The organism is Nitrospirillum iridis (assembly GCF_014205765.1).
GTDB lineage: Bacteria > Pseudomonadota > Alphaproteobacteria > Azospirillales > Azospirillaceae > Nitrospirillum > Nitrospirillum iridis.
This window is the reverse complement of sequence record NZ_JACIIZ010000008.1, coordinates 119,960-135,106: the sequence shown is the minus strand read 5'-3', so window position 1 is coordinate 135,106 and position 15,147 is coordinate 119,960. Positions and strand designations below refer to the sequence as shown.

Below are 15,147 nucleotides of genomic sequence, written 5' to 3'. Positions count from 1 at the left end.
GCAGGGCTGCCTTGTTCCGACGCGCAACCTGAGCAAGATTGTGTCTTGCGTGTCCTCAAGCGCCGGCGGGGCATCCGCCCCTTGGCTTGTCCTCGATTTCCAGTCCGCTGGCGCTCCCCGGAAATCTCCGGCGCCCGCGGTCGCGGGCTACAACGGCATGAGTCCAACTCATGCCGTTGATATCAACGGAGAGCGAGAATGGTGACGGCGATGGTCAGGGCCAGGATGGCCACCCACTGCCAGCCGCCGCGGCCGTTGCCCAGCCGGTTGGCCAGATCGTCGATGCTGCGCGGGTCGATGGGCAGGCCGCCCCGGTCCAGATGCTCCGCCAGATGGTCGGCATGGCGCAGCAGCAGGGGCAGCTTGCCGGCGGTGGCGCTCAGCGAACGCACGGCCTCCGCCAGGCGCGCCTCCGGCCCCCGGTTTTCCCGCATCCACTGCTCGATCAAGGGCCGGGCCACTTCCCACATGTTCAGCTTGGGGTTCAGGGCGCGGCCCACCCCTTCCGCCGTCAGCATGCTTTTCTGCAACAGCAGCAGCTGGGGCTGGGTTTCCATCTCGAACTGCTCGGTCACGGCGAACAGCTGGGCCAGCAGCCGGCCGACGGAGATGTCGTGCAACGGTTTGTTGTGCACCTGTTCACCGATGGCGCGGGCCGCCTGCATGAACAGTTCGCGCGACTGGTGGGCGGGGACATAGCCAGCATCGAAATGCACGTCGGCCACCAGGCGATAGTCGCGGTTGAGGAAGCCCAACAGCATGTCGGCCAGGAACAGCCGGGTCTGCCGGTCCAGCCGCCCCATGATGCCGAAATCCACCGGCGCCAGATGGCCGGACATGTTCACGAACATGTTCCCCGGGTGCAGGTCGGCATGGAAGAAGCCGTCGCGGAACACCTGGTTGAAAAAGGAGTTGGCCGCCTGGCGCAGTACGTCGTCGGGGTCGAAGCCGGCCGCGCGGATGGCGTCCACCTGGTCCACGGGGATGCCGTGGATACGGTCTATGGTCAGCACCCGCTGGCTGGTGCGGTCCCAATCGACCTTGGGAATGTTGAAGGTGATGTCGCCCTTGAAGTTGTCGGCCAGTTCCGACGCGGCGCTGGCCTCCATGCGCAGGTCCATTTCCATGCGCACGGTCTCGGCGAAGGTCTCCACCACCTCCACCGGCTTCAGCCGCTTCAGACGGGGTAGGATGCGCACCGCCAGCCCGGCCAGCCAGAACATCAGGTCGATGTCGCGGCGGAAGGCCAGTTCCACGCCGGGGCGCAGCACCTTGACCGCCACCTCCTTGCCCTCTGCCGTCACGGCGAAGTGCACCTGGGCGATGGAGGCCGCGGCCACCGATTCGGGCTCGAAGCTCTGGAATATTTCCCCCAGCGGCCGGCCCAGTTGCTCCTCGACGATGGCGATGGCCTGGGGCGTGGGGAAGGGGGGCAGCCGGTCGCGCAGCAGGGCCAAATCTTCGGCCACGGCGTCGCCCACCAGGTCGGACCGGGTGGACAGGGCCTGGCCCAGCTTGATGAAGCTGGGGCCCAGCTCCTGGATGGCGGCGGCCAGGCGCTGGCCTTTGCGGCCCGGCGCCTTGTTGTTGTTCAGGGCGCGCAGCACCAGGGCCACGCCCGGCGCCACGTCGCGGAACTCTTCCGGGAACAGCGCGCCATGCCGGCCCAGCGTGCGCCCGATGATGTACAGGCGGCGCAGGTTGCGCAGGATGCGGAGCATGGTCAGACGCGCCAGGCGGAATGGATGGCCGCCACGCCCCCGGTCAGCGGCCGGGCGCGGGCGCGGGCGAAGCCCACCGCCTCCAGCCGGCGGCACAGCGCCTCCCGCTCCGGGAACCGGCGGATGCTTTCCACCAGGTATTGATAGCTGTCGCGATCACCCGCCACCACCTGGCCCAGCCGGGGCAGGATCTCGAAGGAATAGCGGTCGTACAGCTCACGCAGGACGGGCAGGTTCACCTGGCTGAACTCCAGGCAGAAGAAGCGGCCGCCGGGCTTCAGCACACGCCGCGCCTCGGCCAGGGCCTTGTCGATATGGGTGACGTTGCGCAGGCCGAAGGCGATGGTGTAGGCGTCGACCGAGCGGTCGGCCAGCGGCAGCGACTCGGCGTTGCCCACCGTCCACTGCAGACCACCGCGGCTCTCCTCCGTCCGGTCCCAGCCGGGCAGCGTCCCCTTGTCGATGCCCCGGTCGCGACCCACGCGGACCATGGCCTCCGTCAGGTCGCAGACCATGATCCGGGCGCCGGGCGCCTTGGCCGCCATGCGGAAGGCGATGTCGCCCGTGCCGCCGGCCACGTCCAGGATGGTCTCGTTGGCGCGCGGCGCCACCAGATCGACGAAGGTGGACTTCCACAGCCGGTGGATGCCCATGGACATCAGGTCGTTCATGACGTCGTAGCGGCCGGCGACGCTGGAGAACACGCCCTGCACCAGCGGCGCCTTGTCCGCCGGGTTGATGGCGCGGAAGCCAAAGGATCGCGCCTCGCGCTCCTGCGCCGTCAGGGCGTCAGCAGCGTTGGAGCCAGGGGTGAAGGGCGGGGGCGTGGGATGGTCGGCCATGGCGGCACCATAGCGTCGGCAACGGCACTTGGGTAGCGGGCTTGGGCAGCCCTGGTCTGTAAAGGCGGCAGGGGGATCGCGTCTTGTCGGGCCGCCGCCCCATCCCGTCCGGCGTTCCGGTCCACGCCCGGCGCCGGTCGCCGACCCGTCTGGAAAGCAAAGCGGCGGCCGAACGCCGGCCGCCGCTTTGTCGGGGGACTGGGAAAGGGGCCGCCCTTACGCGGACTTCATGTCCAGGGCGTAGCCGGCGGAGCGCACGGTGCGGATCATGTCCAGCTCCGTCTCCTCGTTCAGGGCCTTGCGCAGGCGGCGGATGTGCACGTCGACGGTGCGCGGCTCGACATAGACGTCATGGCCCCAGACGATGTCCAGCAACTGCTCGCGGGAGAAGACGCGGCCCGGGTGCTGCATGAAGTGGCGCAGCAGGCGGAATTCCGTGGGCCCCAGGTGGATGTCGCGGCTGTTGCGGCGGACGCGGTGGGCCGCCAGGTCCATGCTGATGTCGCCGTAGCGCAGCAGTTCCTCGGCCAGCGAGGGCACGGCGCGGCGCAGCACGGCGCGGATGCGGGCCACCAGTTCGGTCGGGCTGAAGGGTTTGGAGATGTAGTCGTCGGCGCCGGAGTTCAGGCCGCGCACCTTGTCCGCCTCCTCACCCCGGGCGGTCAGCATGATGATGGGGATTTCGCGGGTCTTGGGATTGCGGCGCATCTGGCGGCAGACCTCCAGCCCGCTCATCAGCGGCAGCATCCAGTCCAGCAGCACCAGGTGGGGCGCCTGCTCATCGGCCAGCAGCAGGGCCTCTTCGCCGTCGCCGGCCGTCAGCACCCGGAAACCTTCCTTTTCCAGGTTGTAGCTCAGCAGCGTGACGAGGTCGGCTTCGTCCTCGACGATCAGGACCAGGGGCTTCAACGAGGCGTTCATGGGGTGTCCCTAAAACTGGCTGTCCGGGGTCGGGTGCTATGTATCACAGGTCTTCCACGGCATCGGCGCCGTGCAGGCCGCTGCCGTGCAAATCGACGTCGGCGGTGGGGCCGACGACGAAGCTGGACTCGTCATGCTTGGGCCGGTCCGACGTCAGCGTCCGGCCCAGCACCAGGAAATGGATGGTTTCGGCGATGTTGGTGGCGTGGTCGCCCGCCCGTTCCAGGTTTTTGGCGATAAACAGCAGGTGGGTGCAGGGCGTGATGTTGCGCGGGTCTTCCATCATATAGGTCAGGACCTCGCGGAACAGGCTGGTGTACAGGTCGTCCAGCTCCTCATCCCGGTTCCAGGCGTCGATGGCCTTGCCGACGTCGCGGTCGATATAGGCGTCCAGCACATCCTTCAGCATGCTTTCCACCAGCTTGCCCATGCGCGGGATGGCGCTGACGGGCCGCACGGCGGGCAGCTTGGCCAACGCCATGCTGCGCTTGGCGATGTTGGCGGCGTAGTCGCCGGTGCGTTCCAGGTCGGCGGAGATTTTCAGGGCGGCCAGGATCTCGCGCAGGTCGCTGCCCACAGGCTGCCGCAGCGCCAGCATGCGCACGGCCTCTTGCTCGATGTTGCGCTCATAGTCGTCCAGCTGAAGATCGGCCTTCATGACCCGGGCGGCCAAGTCCACGTCGCGGCGCACCACGGCCTGGACGGCCGCGTCCACCTGGGCCTCGGCCACGCCGCCCATCTGGGTGATCAGATTGGACAGGCGCTGCAGCTGCTGCTCGAACGACTTAACCGTATGCTCCGCCGGCATTCTCTTACCACCCCGTCCCCGGCGGTCCCGGCCGGGGCATGAAAATCTGCGTCCGGCGGGACACGTCACCGGTCGGGCAGGGTGGACCATAGCGATAGGTCGCTATGGAATTGCTACAATCAGGCGACAGTTTTATGACAACGTCCGCCCGTGATCGGCGGTAGGAAAACGACGCTGTCTCAACGGCTTATGCCTTATGACGGGGTGCCGCCTGGGGGCGCGCGCCGCTGCGCCATGATACTCAGGCGGCGCCCCGGCCCCCCTCCTGTGACAGATTCGGGGCAGATTGGGGTACGGCCTTCTCCGCCTTGTCGGCCGCCGGCAGGTGCACGGTGAAGGTGCTGCCCTTGCCCACCTCACTGTCGATGGTCAGGCGGCCGCGGTGACGGTTGACGATGTGCTTCACGATGGCCAGGCCCAATCCGGTGCCGCCCAGCGCGCGGCTGCGGGCGGCATCGACGCGGTAGAAGCGCTCGGTCAGGCGGGGCAGGTGGGTACGGGCGATGCCATCGCCCTTGTCGGTCACCGACACCTTGATGCCCTGAATCCTTGGGCCATGGGGCACCTGGCGGGCGCGGATGCCAGTGGCGCCGGGCATAGGCGGCGCGTCCGCCCGTTCCAGCGTCACCACCACCTCGGTCTGTTCGCGGCCGTACTTGATGGCGTTGTCGATCAGGTTCTGGAACACCTGGGTCAACTGGTCCTCATCCCCCTGCACCCGCGGCAGGCCCTCCCCGCCCTGCACCTTGATGGTGATCTTCCGCGCCGCCGCCTTCAGCTCCAGCATGGCGACCACGCTCTGGACCAGGGCGGCGACGTTGGTCTCACCGGTCGGGTGGGTGTGCTCATCCAGTTCGATGCGGGACAGCGACAGCAGATCCATCACCAGGCGGGACATGCGGCCGGCCTGTTCCTGCATGATGGCCAGGAAGCGGTCGCGGGCGTCGGCGTCATCGCGGGCCGGGCCGCGCAGGGTCTCGATGAAGCCCACCAGGGTCGACAGGGGCGTGCGCAGCTCATGGCTGGCGTTGGCGACGAAATCGGCGCGCATCTGTTCCGACCGCTTGATGGCGGTGATGTCGTGCAGGGTGACGATGGCGGTGATCTCGCCGTCTTCCCCCCCGTCCTCCGCCGGTTGGCGGAAGGGGGTCACCCGCACCTCCAGCACCCGCTCCACCGGCAGCGGCAGGGTGAATTCCACCCGCCGGCTGTCGCCGCCGGCCAGCACGGCGTCCACCACCGACAGGACGTCGGGGTTGCGCACGCTGACCGCCAGGTCGCGGGTCAGCATGCGGTCGCCGAACAGGGCGCGGGCGGCGGAGTTGGCGCGGCCCACCCTGCGCTTGGCGTCCACCAGCATCAGCGGGTCGTGCAGCGCCTCAACCACCGCCTCGTCGGCGGCCAGGCGGTGTTCGATCTCTTCCCGGTGGCGCAGCCAGCCCTGGTGCAGGTGGGCGATGTCCTCCAGCAGGGCGGCGCCGGTCAGGGTGCGGGCCTGGGGCGGGGGCAGGGGCGTGCGGCGATCGCGCACCTGGTCCAGATATGCCGCGATCAGCCGGCTGTCGCGCAGCACCAGGTGGCGGGCCACGGCGGTGACGGCCCCGACCACGGCGAAGGCGGCGATGGCCAGCAGGGGATCAAGGCGCCCGGACAGGACCAGGGCCGCCAGCAGCGCGCCGGTGGGCGCCAGCATCAGCACGGCGATGGCGACAAAACGATCCGGACGCGCTTCCAAACGACTCATCTCCCAAACCCACCCATGCTGATTCCGAAAGACCGGCCAAAACAGGCCAGGTCAAAACTGCGCCGCCCCGTTCGTTGCCACGAACATAGCGCAGGATTGGCGCCCGGAACCCACGTCATGGAAGTTTAATCCCGGGACCGTCACCGGACCAATCCCGCTTGATAAGAAAAGGCCGCGGCCTTTGGGGGTGCCCCCGTCGGCCGCGGCCCTGTTTTACTTAAGGCCCTGGTCACAGCCCCCGGCCGGCCGGGACCGGCGGCGGCTGTATACTGGATACCTTCCGCTCAGCCGGCGCTGTACAGGCTGTCATGGGCCGCCATGACGGCGGCGGTCAGCAGTTCGTTGGACGTGGCGCCCATCTGCACGATCTGCGCCGGCTTCTCCAGGTTGATCAGCAGCGGGCCGATCAGGGTGCCGCCGCCCATCTTCTGCAGCAGCTTCGCGCCGATGTTGGCGGTGTGCAGCGCCGGCATGATCAGCACGTTGGCCGGGCCGGACAGGCGGCTGAACGGGTACAGGCGCTTCATCAGGTCGTGGTCCAGGGCCACGTCCACTGACATCTCGCCCTCATACTCGAAATCGGCGCCGCGTTCGTCCATCAGGGCCACGGCGTCGCGCACGTGCTGCGCCCGCTCCCGCATCGGTTGCCCGAAGTTGGAGAAGGACAGGAAGGCGACGCGCGGCTCATGCCCCATCTGGCGGGCCATGCGGGCGGCCCCTTCGGCGATGCAGACCAGTTGCTGGGCCGTGGGGCGCTCATGCACCGTGGTGTCGGCGATGAACACCGTCTGCTGGCGCAGCGCCAGCACGGACAGGCCGAAGGCGGGCGCGCCGGGCCGGGCGTCGATGACGTGGCCGATTTCCTCGAACGAGGTGAAGAAGTCGCGGGTCAGGCCCGTGACCACCGCGTCGGCGTCGCCCAGCGCCACCATGCAGGCGGCGAAGACGTTGCGGTGCTGGTTCACCAGGCGCTGGCAGTCGCGGTGCAGCATGCCCTTGCGCTGCAGGCGGCCGTAGAGGAAGTCGGTGTAGCGCTGGTTTTCCGTGGACTGGTACAGGCGGGCGTTGCGCACTTCCAGATGCGTGCCCTGCGGCAGGCCCAGGGCCGCCATCTGCTCCGCCACCACCTTTTCGCGCCCGATCAGGATGGGCGTGCCGTAGCCGGCGGAGCGGAAGGCCAGGGCGGCGCGGATGGTCCGCTCCTCCTCGCCCTCGGCGAAGACGACGCGGCGGGGGTTGGCTTTCACCTTGTCGAAGATCTGCTGCAGGCTGTCGGCCGTGGGGTCCAGGCGCAGGCGCAGGGCGCGGCCATAGGCCTCCATGTCGGCGATGGGGCGCTTGGCGACGCGGGTGTCCATGGCCGCCTGGGCCACGGCCGCCGGCACCTTCACGATCAGGCGCGGATCAAAGGGCACGGGGATGATGTATTCCGGGCCGTAGCGCAGGCGCCGGCCGGAATACGCCGCGTCCACCTCGTCCGGCACGTCCTCGCGCGCCAGTTCGGCCAGAGCGTTGGCCGCGGCGATCTTCATCGCCTCGTTGATCGTGCTGGCCCGCACATCCAAGGCGCCGCGGAAGATATAGGGGAAGCCCAGGACGTTGTTCACCTGGTTGGGATAGTCGGACCGGCCGGTGGCGACGATGGCGTCGTCGCGCACGGCCTTCACCTCTTCCGGCGTGATTTCCGGATCGGGGTTGGCCATGGCGAAGATGATGGGCTTGGCCGCCATGGTGGCCACCATCTCGGCCGTCAGGGCCCCCTTGACCGACAGGCCCAGGAACACGTCGGCGCCCTTGACCGCGTCAGCCAGGGTGCGGGCGTCGGTGCTGATGGCGTGGGCCGACTTCCACTGGTTCATGCCGTTGGTGCGGCCCTGGTAGACGACGCCCTTGGTGTCGCACAGGGTCACGTTCTCATGCGGCATGCCCATGGACTTGATCAGTTCCACGCAGGCGATGGCGGCCGCACCGGCGCCATTCACCACCAGGCGGGCGTCGGTCATGGTGCGCCCGGTCAGGTGCAGGGCGTTGATCAGGCCGGCGGCGGCGATGATGGCGGTGCCGTGCTGGTCGTCATGGAAGACGGGAATGTCCATCAGTTCGCGCAGGCGCTGCTCGATGATGAAGCAGTCGGGCGCCTTGATGTCTTCCAGGTTGATGCCGCCGAAGCTGGGTCCCAGATAGCGGACGGAATTGATGAACTCATCCACGTCGCGGGTGTCGACTTCCAGGTCGATGCCGTCGACGTCGGCGAAGCGCTTGAACAGGACGGCCTTGCCCTCCATCACCGGCTTGGAAGCCAGCGCCCCCAGATCGCCCAGGCCCAGCACGGCGGTGCCGTTGGAGATGACGGCCACCAGGTTGCCCTTGGCGGTGTAGTCGTAGGCCAGGGCGGGGTCTTCATGAATGCGCAGGCAGGGCACGGCCACGCCGGGCGAATAGGCCAGCGACAGGTCGCGCTGCGTCGTCAGGGGCTTGGTCGGCGTGATTTCCAACTTTCCCGGGCGGCCGCTGGAATGCAGCAGCAAGGCCTCGGCGTCGGTGACGCGCTTCTCGGTATCAGCCATACGTTCTCTCTCCACCGCGTCTAGGGGTCCGGTCGTTGCCGGCCCTTTGATTGCCGGGCCGGTTCTCGCCGGCCCTTCTGATTATTGGGGCGATGGTAGCCGAGCGATCCGGCTGGGGTCACTGGCAAATCCGCCCCCGACCTCTGTTCCGCGGGCGGGGCTGCAATCGCGGTAGGTCGGGGGCGGCGCCGGACGCGGGATCATGCCGAAGCCCGCATCCTGGGCCCTGCCCGAATCGGGGCTTGGCAGGACCCGTCAGCGGGGGCGGCGGTTTGGGGCAGGACCGCCTCCGTGACAGTGCTTTTACGATGGGCGGCCTTGGATCCCGTCTCTCGCTCGCCTAGATTTTATTCGGCAACCTTACCGACAGGGCATTGCCCGCGGCCCGTATAAGGGGTCATGTATGCTCTTCGCGACATAGACGTCCCGGGTCACTCTTCAGGGGAACTGATGGACGAATCTGTCCAGCCGGAGCCGCGTATGGGCGCGGCCACGGCTTCATCCCCTGCCGCGCCCACCGTTGGGCCCGCGGCAGGTTCATTGCCGGAGCCCGGGGACGACGCCCTGCTGGCCCGCATCGCCCAGGGGGACCGGCAGGCTTTCGCCTTGCTGGCCTCCCGCCACGCGCCCAAGGCCATGAAGCTGGCCCAGCGCATCCTGGGCAATGCGGCCGACGCCGATGAGGTGGTGCAGGAAGCCATGCTCCGGGTGTGGACGGGGGCCAAGAACTGGATCCCCGATGGCCGCGCCCGGTTTTCCACCTGGCTGCACCGGGTGGTGGTGAATTTGTGTGTGGACCGGCGGCGGCGTCCTGCCTTCGCCGGCTTGGAAGGAATACCGGAGCCGCCTGACCCGACCCCATCCGCGGTGAGCGTGATGGCCCGGCAACAGACGGCCAAATTGGTCTCCCAGGCGTTGGCGGAGCTGCCGGAAAGGCAGCGCTTGGCCGTCACGCTCTGTTATTACGAGGAGCGCAGCGCCGCCGACGCCGCGCAAATCCTGTCCCTCTCTGTTTCGGCGGTGGAATCGCTTTTGGCCCGGGCCCGGCGCGCGTTGCGGGCGCGTCTGTCCGGTGTGGTTCAGGATACGGGTGAGGTCTAGGGGGTTGGTCATGGCTGACAGGGAATGGTCCACGTTCGACGTGGAGGATATCGAGGCGCTGACCGCCGTTTACGGCGGCAATCCCGCCCGCTGGCCGGCGGATCGCCGGGCCGCGGCGGTGCGCGCGCTGGCCCATGACGGGGCGGCGCATGAGTTGGTGGTGAACGAGGCGCGGCTGGACGCGCTGCTGTCCATGGTGGCGGAACCTGAGATCACGGCCGCCCGGGTCGACAGCGTGGTGGCTGGGGCGTTGGCCCGGCTGGACGCGATGGCGGCGCCGGCGTCGGCACCCGCTAAGGCGGCCCATGCTGGCAAGCTGGAAACCTTCCTGCCCTCACCCTTCGACGTGGTGCGCGCCGCCCTGTCGTGGCTGAGCGTCCGCGCGCCCCAGGCCGGGTGGTTGGCGGGCGCCACGGCCGCCGGTATCATGGTGGGGGTGATGACCCTCCCCTCGGCCAGCCTGACCACGGCCGACACTGGTGCCCAGACGGTCGCCGCGGTGGAAACCGCCCAGGCGGATGTGACGGACATGCCCAGCCTGCTGTTCACCTCCTACACGGTGGAGACCCGCGCCCGATGAGCTCGTTTAGCCGGTGGCGTGGGCCCCTGCTCATCGCGTCGGTCGGTGTGAACCTGTTTCTGGCCGGCACCTTCGTCCCCCACCTTTTCCACCCCCGTGAAGCCGCGCCGGGTCGCGAGCCCGCGCCGGGCATCAATTACTTGCCGCGGTCCCTGACCGATATCCTGCCAGCGGCGGATGCCGAGTTGCTGCAGAAGTCGATGTCACCCGACCAGGCCGACTTCAAGGCGCTGGAAAAGCAGGCCCGCGAGAGCTGGGCCGAGATTCAGGCCCTGCTGGCGGCCGATCGGTTCGACGCCCAGGCTCTCGCCGCCGCTTTGCAGAAAGTGGCTGACAGCCGCCGCGCCTTCGAGGCTTCGCGCCAGGTCGCGGTGGTGGAGGCCCTGTCCAGAATGTCGCCCGAGGGGCGCAAGAAGCTGTCTGAGCTGAAGATGCCCTTCATCCTGGGCGGCATGCACGGCGGTCCTCGGCCCGGGGGGCCGCGTCCGGATGGCCGCTTCGACCATCCGCCGTTTCCGGAGGATGGTCCCCCGCCGCCGCCTTTTGAGGACGGAGCTGATGGCCCGGGACCTGCCGGCAACCCGGCCGTCACGCCGCGCAACGACGGCGGTATCCCCGTGACGCCCCGTGCCCCGACCGCGGCGCCGGTGACGCCCCACTGACAGGGGCGCCTTGGTAAGGCGCCATGAGCTGGTCAGGCCACGGCGCTGCCGGGGGCCTGACCCGGCTGCCCAGGCTGGTCGTTGCCCAGCCATTGGACCCCAGGCTGGTCGTTGCCCAGCCATTGGACCCCGGGCTGGTCATCGCCCAGCCATTGGACCAGGGCGGCGGCGGCGTCCTCCGCCGTGTCGCGCAAGCGGACGGCCAGGGCCCGCTGTATCTCCGGATGGTCGTCGCGCAACGCCTGCTGCGCCCGGCGGGTATCCGCCGACAGGCCGGTCAGGCCCACATTCGCCGCCACGCCGTACAGGGTATGGGCTGCCTGGCCGGCGGCCGGAATATCCCCACCCAGAACCTTTTCCAGAAAGCGTTCCGCCGTCTCAACCAGCGTGCGGGCGGTGATCGCCACGAACTCGGGCAGGTCCTGGGGCCCGATGGCGTGGGCGACCATGTCCATCTGCCGGACGTCCAGCAGGGGGACGTCCTGCGCCGGTGTCTCCTGCGGCCAGACAACCGCGCCGCGTGCCCCCCAGGCCTGGTGCATGGCCTCGAACAGCGCGTCGGGCCGGATGGGCTTGGTGACGAAGGCATCCATGCCCGCCGCCAGACAGCGTCCGCTGTCAGCGGCGTCGACGTTGGCGGTGGTGGCGACGATGGGCACCTGGGCCCGGCGGTCATCGGCCAGGGCGCGGATGCGCCGCGCCGTCTCCAGCCCGTCGATGCCCGGCAATTGCATATCCATCAGCACCAGGTCGAAGCGGCCGCCCGCCATCAGGCGCAGCGCGGTGGCGCCGTCCGCGGCCACCGTGACATGGTGCCCCCGGGCCCGCAGCAGGGCGTCCAGCACCACCTGGTTGGCGGTCACATCCTCCACCACCAGCACGGCGAGTGGCGGCAAGGCCGGGGCGGGCACCTCGGCACCGAGGGCGGCCGTGTGGGGACGATCTTCGGGTTCGGCTGAGGGGACGGTGAACCAGAAATGGCTGCCGTCGCCCGGCCGGCTATGGAAGCCGATCTCGCCGCCCATGGCCTGGACCAGCTGCCGGGCGATGGCCAGGCCCAGGCCGCTGCCCCCATAGCGACGGGCGATTTCGACGCTGGCTTGGCTGAAAGTCTCGAACAAGCGGCCCTGCGCGACCTCGGGCACGCCCACGCCTGTGTCGGACACGATGATGCCGAACTGGACCCCGCCGTCGGGCAGGCGGTCGGCGGACGCGCTGATGCGAACCCAGCCATGCTCGGTGAATTTGATGGCGTTGCCCACCAGGTTCAGCAGCACCTGGCGCAGGCGCAACGGGTCGCCCATCAGCCGGTTGGGGAAGTCCGGGCCTGTGCGGATTTGCAGGTCCAGTCCCTTCTCCACCGCCCGACCGGACATCAGCGCCCGCACGCCTTCCAGCAGGGGGGCGGTGTCGAAGGCCGTCCGCTCCACCTCCAGCTTGCCCGCCTCCACCTTGGACAGGTCCAGCACGTCGTTCAGGATGGCCAGCAGCGACTCGCCCGACTCGTGCACCGTGCGGACATAGTCGCGCTGGCGCATGGACAGCCCCGTTTCCAGCAGCAGCTGCGTCAATCCCAGGATGCCCGTCATGGGGGTGCGGATCTCATGGCTCAGGGTGGCCAGAAAGCCTGACTTGGCCCGGTTGGCATGATCGGCGGCCCGCTTGGCCGCCGCCAGATCCAGCTGCAACTCCAGCATGTGGCGCAGGCGCAGGCAGGTCTGCCGGCTCATGCGGTAGAGGAAGACGGGATAGAGCAGGCTGCCGAGAACCAGCGCCAGACCTGGCGCGCCATCTCCACCCGGGCGCGGGAGCATCAACGGGGGAACGGTCACCGCCACCAGCGCCAGCGTCAGGGGCACCAGTTGCAGCTTCAGCACCAGGGGATGGGGGGCGGTGCCACCGGTTCGCAACGCCATGGCGGCGCCCAGGACCAGGATCAGGAAGAAGCGGCCGGGCAGATGATCACCGGGCCAGGTGAACAGCGGCAGCAAGCCCCACGCCACCGATGGCATCAGCCGGGCGGTGGTCAGCAGCCACAGCCATGGCCGGGGATCGCTCAGCTGGTCGGCCCGGGTCAGGAAGCGCTGCAAAGCGAGCTGCGCGACGGCCGCCGTGGCGATGGACAGCAGGCCCCAGGCGGCGGTGGCGGGCCAAGGGGCCCAAGTGGCGGCGCCGCCCGCAACGACCAGTGTCGCCAGCGGCACCAGCCAGAAATCCTCCCGGTGATTCAGGGCCATCAGGGTAAGCTGACCCAGTTCGATCAGGCGCCGGCGGGGCACCGACTCGGCTCTGCGCCCCAGCGCTTCCAGGAGGTCGGCGCGGTCCCCGCTGCTTAGCGGGCGGCCCAGTCGCCGCAATCCCCGTTTCAAGCGCCGCACGTCCGGTTCCCCGATATCCAGTCCGGATGATGGCCGCCCGGCCCCTGCCAGCTGGACGGCCCCACTGCCATGGCGGGAAACGGCGCCGTTTGTTCCTGGCCGCTGCCGGGCTAGTGTCCGGCGGCGATCGCCCATTTTCCCAAGGCCTGATTTTACGATGAGTTGCGGCGTCAACCAATCACATTCGCGAATGGAGCGCGCAATTATCCACCAACAAAACCCCTAAAATTTTAAAATTGTCGTCGCCCCACTTTTGGCGCCCGCGCTCGGGGCAAATGGAACGAGGCCCTGAGCCGGATCAATTCCCGACAGACGACGCATGTTGGTGGCGCGTACGGGACGGTATGAGGTAAAGACCGGCGGAGCACCCCTTTTTTCTTGCATTAAAGGGCTCAAGAGCCTGAAGAATTCGATGGGGCTAGAAAATTGAATTGGTCGGATCGGCCGTGGTAACCATTAGGCCGTCTTGATCGAGCGGCGGGCGCAAACCGTTTGCCGTGCCGGGACCCGTGGGGTCATAATCCGGTCTCTTGCAGGGGGCAGGGTGGCATGTTTCGGAAGGTGATGGGCTGGATTGCCGGCAAGGGGGACGACGCATCGACCCCACCGGATGCTCTCCTTCCCGCCAAGGGGCCTGACGGGGATGGGCCACAGGGGGAGGCGTCGGAGGCGTTCGAGACCGGCGCCGGGTCGGGCGGCCCGGCGGAGGTTGGTCGCGTCGACAATGCCCGCTCCGATGGCGCCCGCAGCCCCGTCTTCTCCTCCCGCGCCGTGCGCGACGCGGCGGTGGTGACCTCCACCATCGAGGCCTTCCGCCGCTATGTCGCCGGCGATGAACAGGCCGAGGGCCTGACTCATAAGCTGCAATCGCTGTCGGCGGAGCAGTTTGGCTTCCTGCAGATCAGCATCGATCCCGCCCTGGCCGCTAAGGCCGTCGCCCGGGCGGCGGAGGCGCGCACCGCGTCGGCCACCGTGCTTCGCCGTCTGCTGGCCGATGTCAGCGACGGCGGCAAGCCGCCGACGGAGGCGCGGACGGTCGCCGCCCCGGCGGCATCCGCTCCGCCCCCGGGGGTGGAGGCGGAGATCACGGTCGCCCCACCGCCCGTCGCGCCACCGGTTCCCGCCGCTGCCGCCATGCCTGCTGCCCCGCTGTCGGTTCCCGTGCCGCCCGCCGGTGGCGCCCCTCACCCCGGCCATGTGGCTCCTGGCCCCCGGCCGTCGCGCAGCGGGCCGCTGTTCACCAATCTGCTGTCCAAGGGGCGCGAGGCGCCGGCGCGGGACGGCAGCGGGGCGGAGATGCGGGCCGTGCCCACGCCCACGCTGCGCGTGCCCGGCGCCATGTCGTTGCGCGCGGCACCGCCGACGCCTGTGCGATCCGCCACCATCGGCGGCACCCTTCCGGCGCAGCCTTTGTCCACACCGTCCCGCCCGGCGTCCGCGACCGTGACGGTCCCCGGCGGCGCCCGCATGGCGGTGGCCCCCGCCACGGCCGCACGGGTGACATTGCATTCCTTCAGCACCGGCCCGGATAACGCCGCTACACGCGCCGGCACCGCCGCCCCCATCCCTGCCCCTTCGCCCGCCGTCCCCGCGCCGGTGGCGGACGTGGGGGGGGCGGCCGGGCCATCGCTGGCGATTCCGGTGGTGGTGGTGACGCCGCCCCAGGCGTCCTCCGACGCGCCGGTGCCGCCGCCGCAGCCACCGGCCGCCCGCCCCACCGCATCGGCGGTGCCACGGTTGTCGCGTGAGCAGGCCGCCGCCCGCCGCGCCCGGTTGCTTGAAACCATTTCCGGCGACCTGTGACGCCGGCCCCTCTTCCTGCT

11 protein-coding genes are annotated in these 15,147 nt (G+C 69.2%); 4 read left to right on the top strand and 7 right to left on the bottom strand.

Annotated features, from left to right (window positions below):
* Nucleotides 1-182: 182 nt before the first annotated feature.
* The 6 genes from ubiB to FHS74_RS15250 form a co-directional block, all read right to left on the bottom strand.
* A complete protein-coding gene (gene ubiB / locus FHS74_RS15275; RefSeq protein ID WP_184802014.1) occupies nt 183-1,721 on the bottom strand; it encodes a 2-polyprenylphenol 6-hydroxylase in 1,539 nt (512 codons plus the stop codon).
* A gap of 2 nt (nt 1,722-1,723) precedes the next feature.
* Nucleotides 1,724-2,563: a class I SAM-dependent methyltransferase gene (locus FHS74_RS15270; RefSeq protein WP_246463155.1), complete on the bottom strand. Its 840-nt coding sequence runs from the start codon at nt 2,561-2,563 to the stop codon at nt 1,724-1,726.
* A 216-nt stretch (nt 2,564-2,779) separates the two neighbouring features.
* Nucleotides 2,780-3,484, bottom strand: a complete 705-nt coding sequence (phoB, locus tag FHS74_RS15265) for a phosphate regulon transcriptional regulator PhoB (RefSeq protein WP_044563618.1) — start codon at nt 3,482-3,484, stop codon at nt 2,780-2,782.
* A gap of 43 nt (nt 3,485-3,527) precedes the next feature.
* On the bottom strand, nt 3,528-4,292 hold the full coding sequence (gene phoU, locus FHS74_RS15260) for a phosphate signaling complex protein PhoU (RefSeq protein ID WP_184802012.1): 765 nt from the start codon (nt 4,290-4,292) through the stop codon (nt 3,528-3,530).
* A gap of 241 nt (nt 4,293-4,533) precedes the next feature.
* A complete protein-coding gene (locus FHS74_RS15255) occupies nt 4,534-6,036 on the bottom strand; it encodes an ATP-binding protein (protein WP_184802010.1) in 1,503 nt (500 codons plus the stop codon).
* Nucleotides 6,037-6,320: 284 nt separating this feature from the next.
* Nucleotides 6,321-8,603, bottom strand: coding sequence for an NADP-dependent malic enzyme (locus FHS74_RS15250; protein WP_184802008.1), 2,283 nt, complete (start codon nt 8,601-8,603; stop codon nt 6,321-6,323).
* 540 nt (nt 8,604-9,143) lie between these two features.
* On the opposite strand from FHS74_RS15250, the gene FHS74_RS15245 reads away from it, so the two are divergent.
* Genes FHS74_RS15245 through FHS74_RS15235 form a run of 3 tightly spaced genes read left to right on the top strand, consistent with a single transcriptional unit; the run spans nt 9,144 to nt 10,946 of the window.
* A complete protein-coding gene (locus tag FHS74_RS15245; protein WP_246463154.1) occupies nt 9,144-9,704 on the top strand; it encodes an RNA polymerase sigma factor in 561 nt (186 codons plus the stop codon).
* 10 nt (nt 9,705-9,714) lie between these two features.
* Nucleotides 9,715-10,284 (top strand): hypothetical protein, encoded by a 570-nt coding sequence (locus tag FHS74_RS15240; protein ID WP_184802006.1) that lies wholly within the window; start codon nt 9,715-9,717, stop codon nt 10,282-10,284.
* Nucleotides 10,281-10,946 (top strand): periplasmic heavy metal sensor, encoded by a 666-nt coding sequence (locus FHS74_RS15235; RefSeq protein ID WP_184802005.1) that lies wholly within the window; start codon nt 10,281-10,283, stop codon nt 10,944-10,946. Before FHS74_RS15240 ends, FHS74_RS15235 begins: the two co-directional genes overlap by 4 nt.
* Before the next feature lie 32 nt (nt 10,947-10,978).
* Here FHS74_RS15235 and FHS74_RS15230 read toward each other — a convergent pair whose 3' ends face one another.
* On the bottom strand, nt 10,979-13,324 hold the full coding sequence (locus FHS74_RS15230; RefSeq protein ID WP_184802003.1) for an ATP-binding protein: 2,346 nt from the start codon (nt 13,322-13,324) through the stop codon (nt 10,979-10,981).
* Nucleotides 13,325-13,873: 549 nt separating this feature from the next.
* Here FHS74_RS15230 and FHS74_RS15225 point away from each other — a divergent pair.
* Complete coding sequence (locus FHS74_RS15225; protein WP_184802001.1) at nt 13,874-15,127, top strand: flagellar biosynthesis protein FlhF; 1,254 nt, start codon at nt 13,874-13,876, stop codon at nt 15,125-15,127.
* The last annotated feature ends 20 nt before the right edge of the window (nt 15,128-15,147 follow it).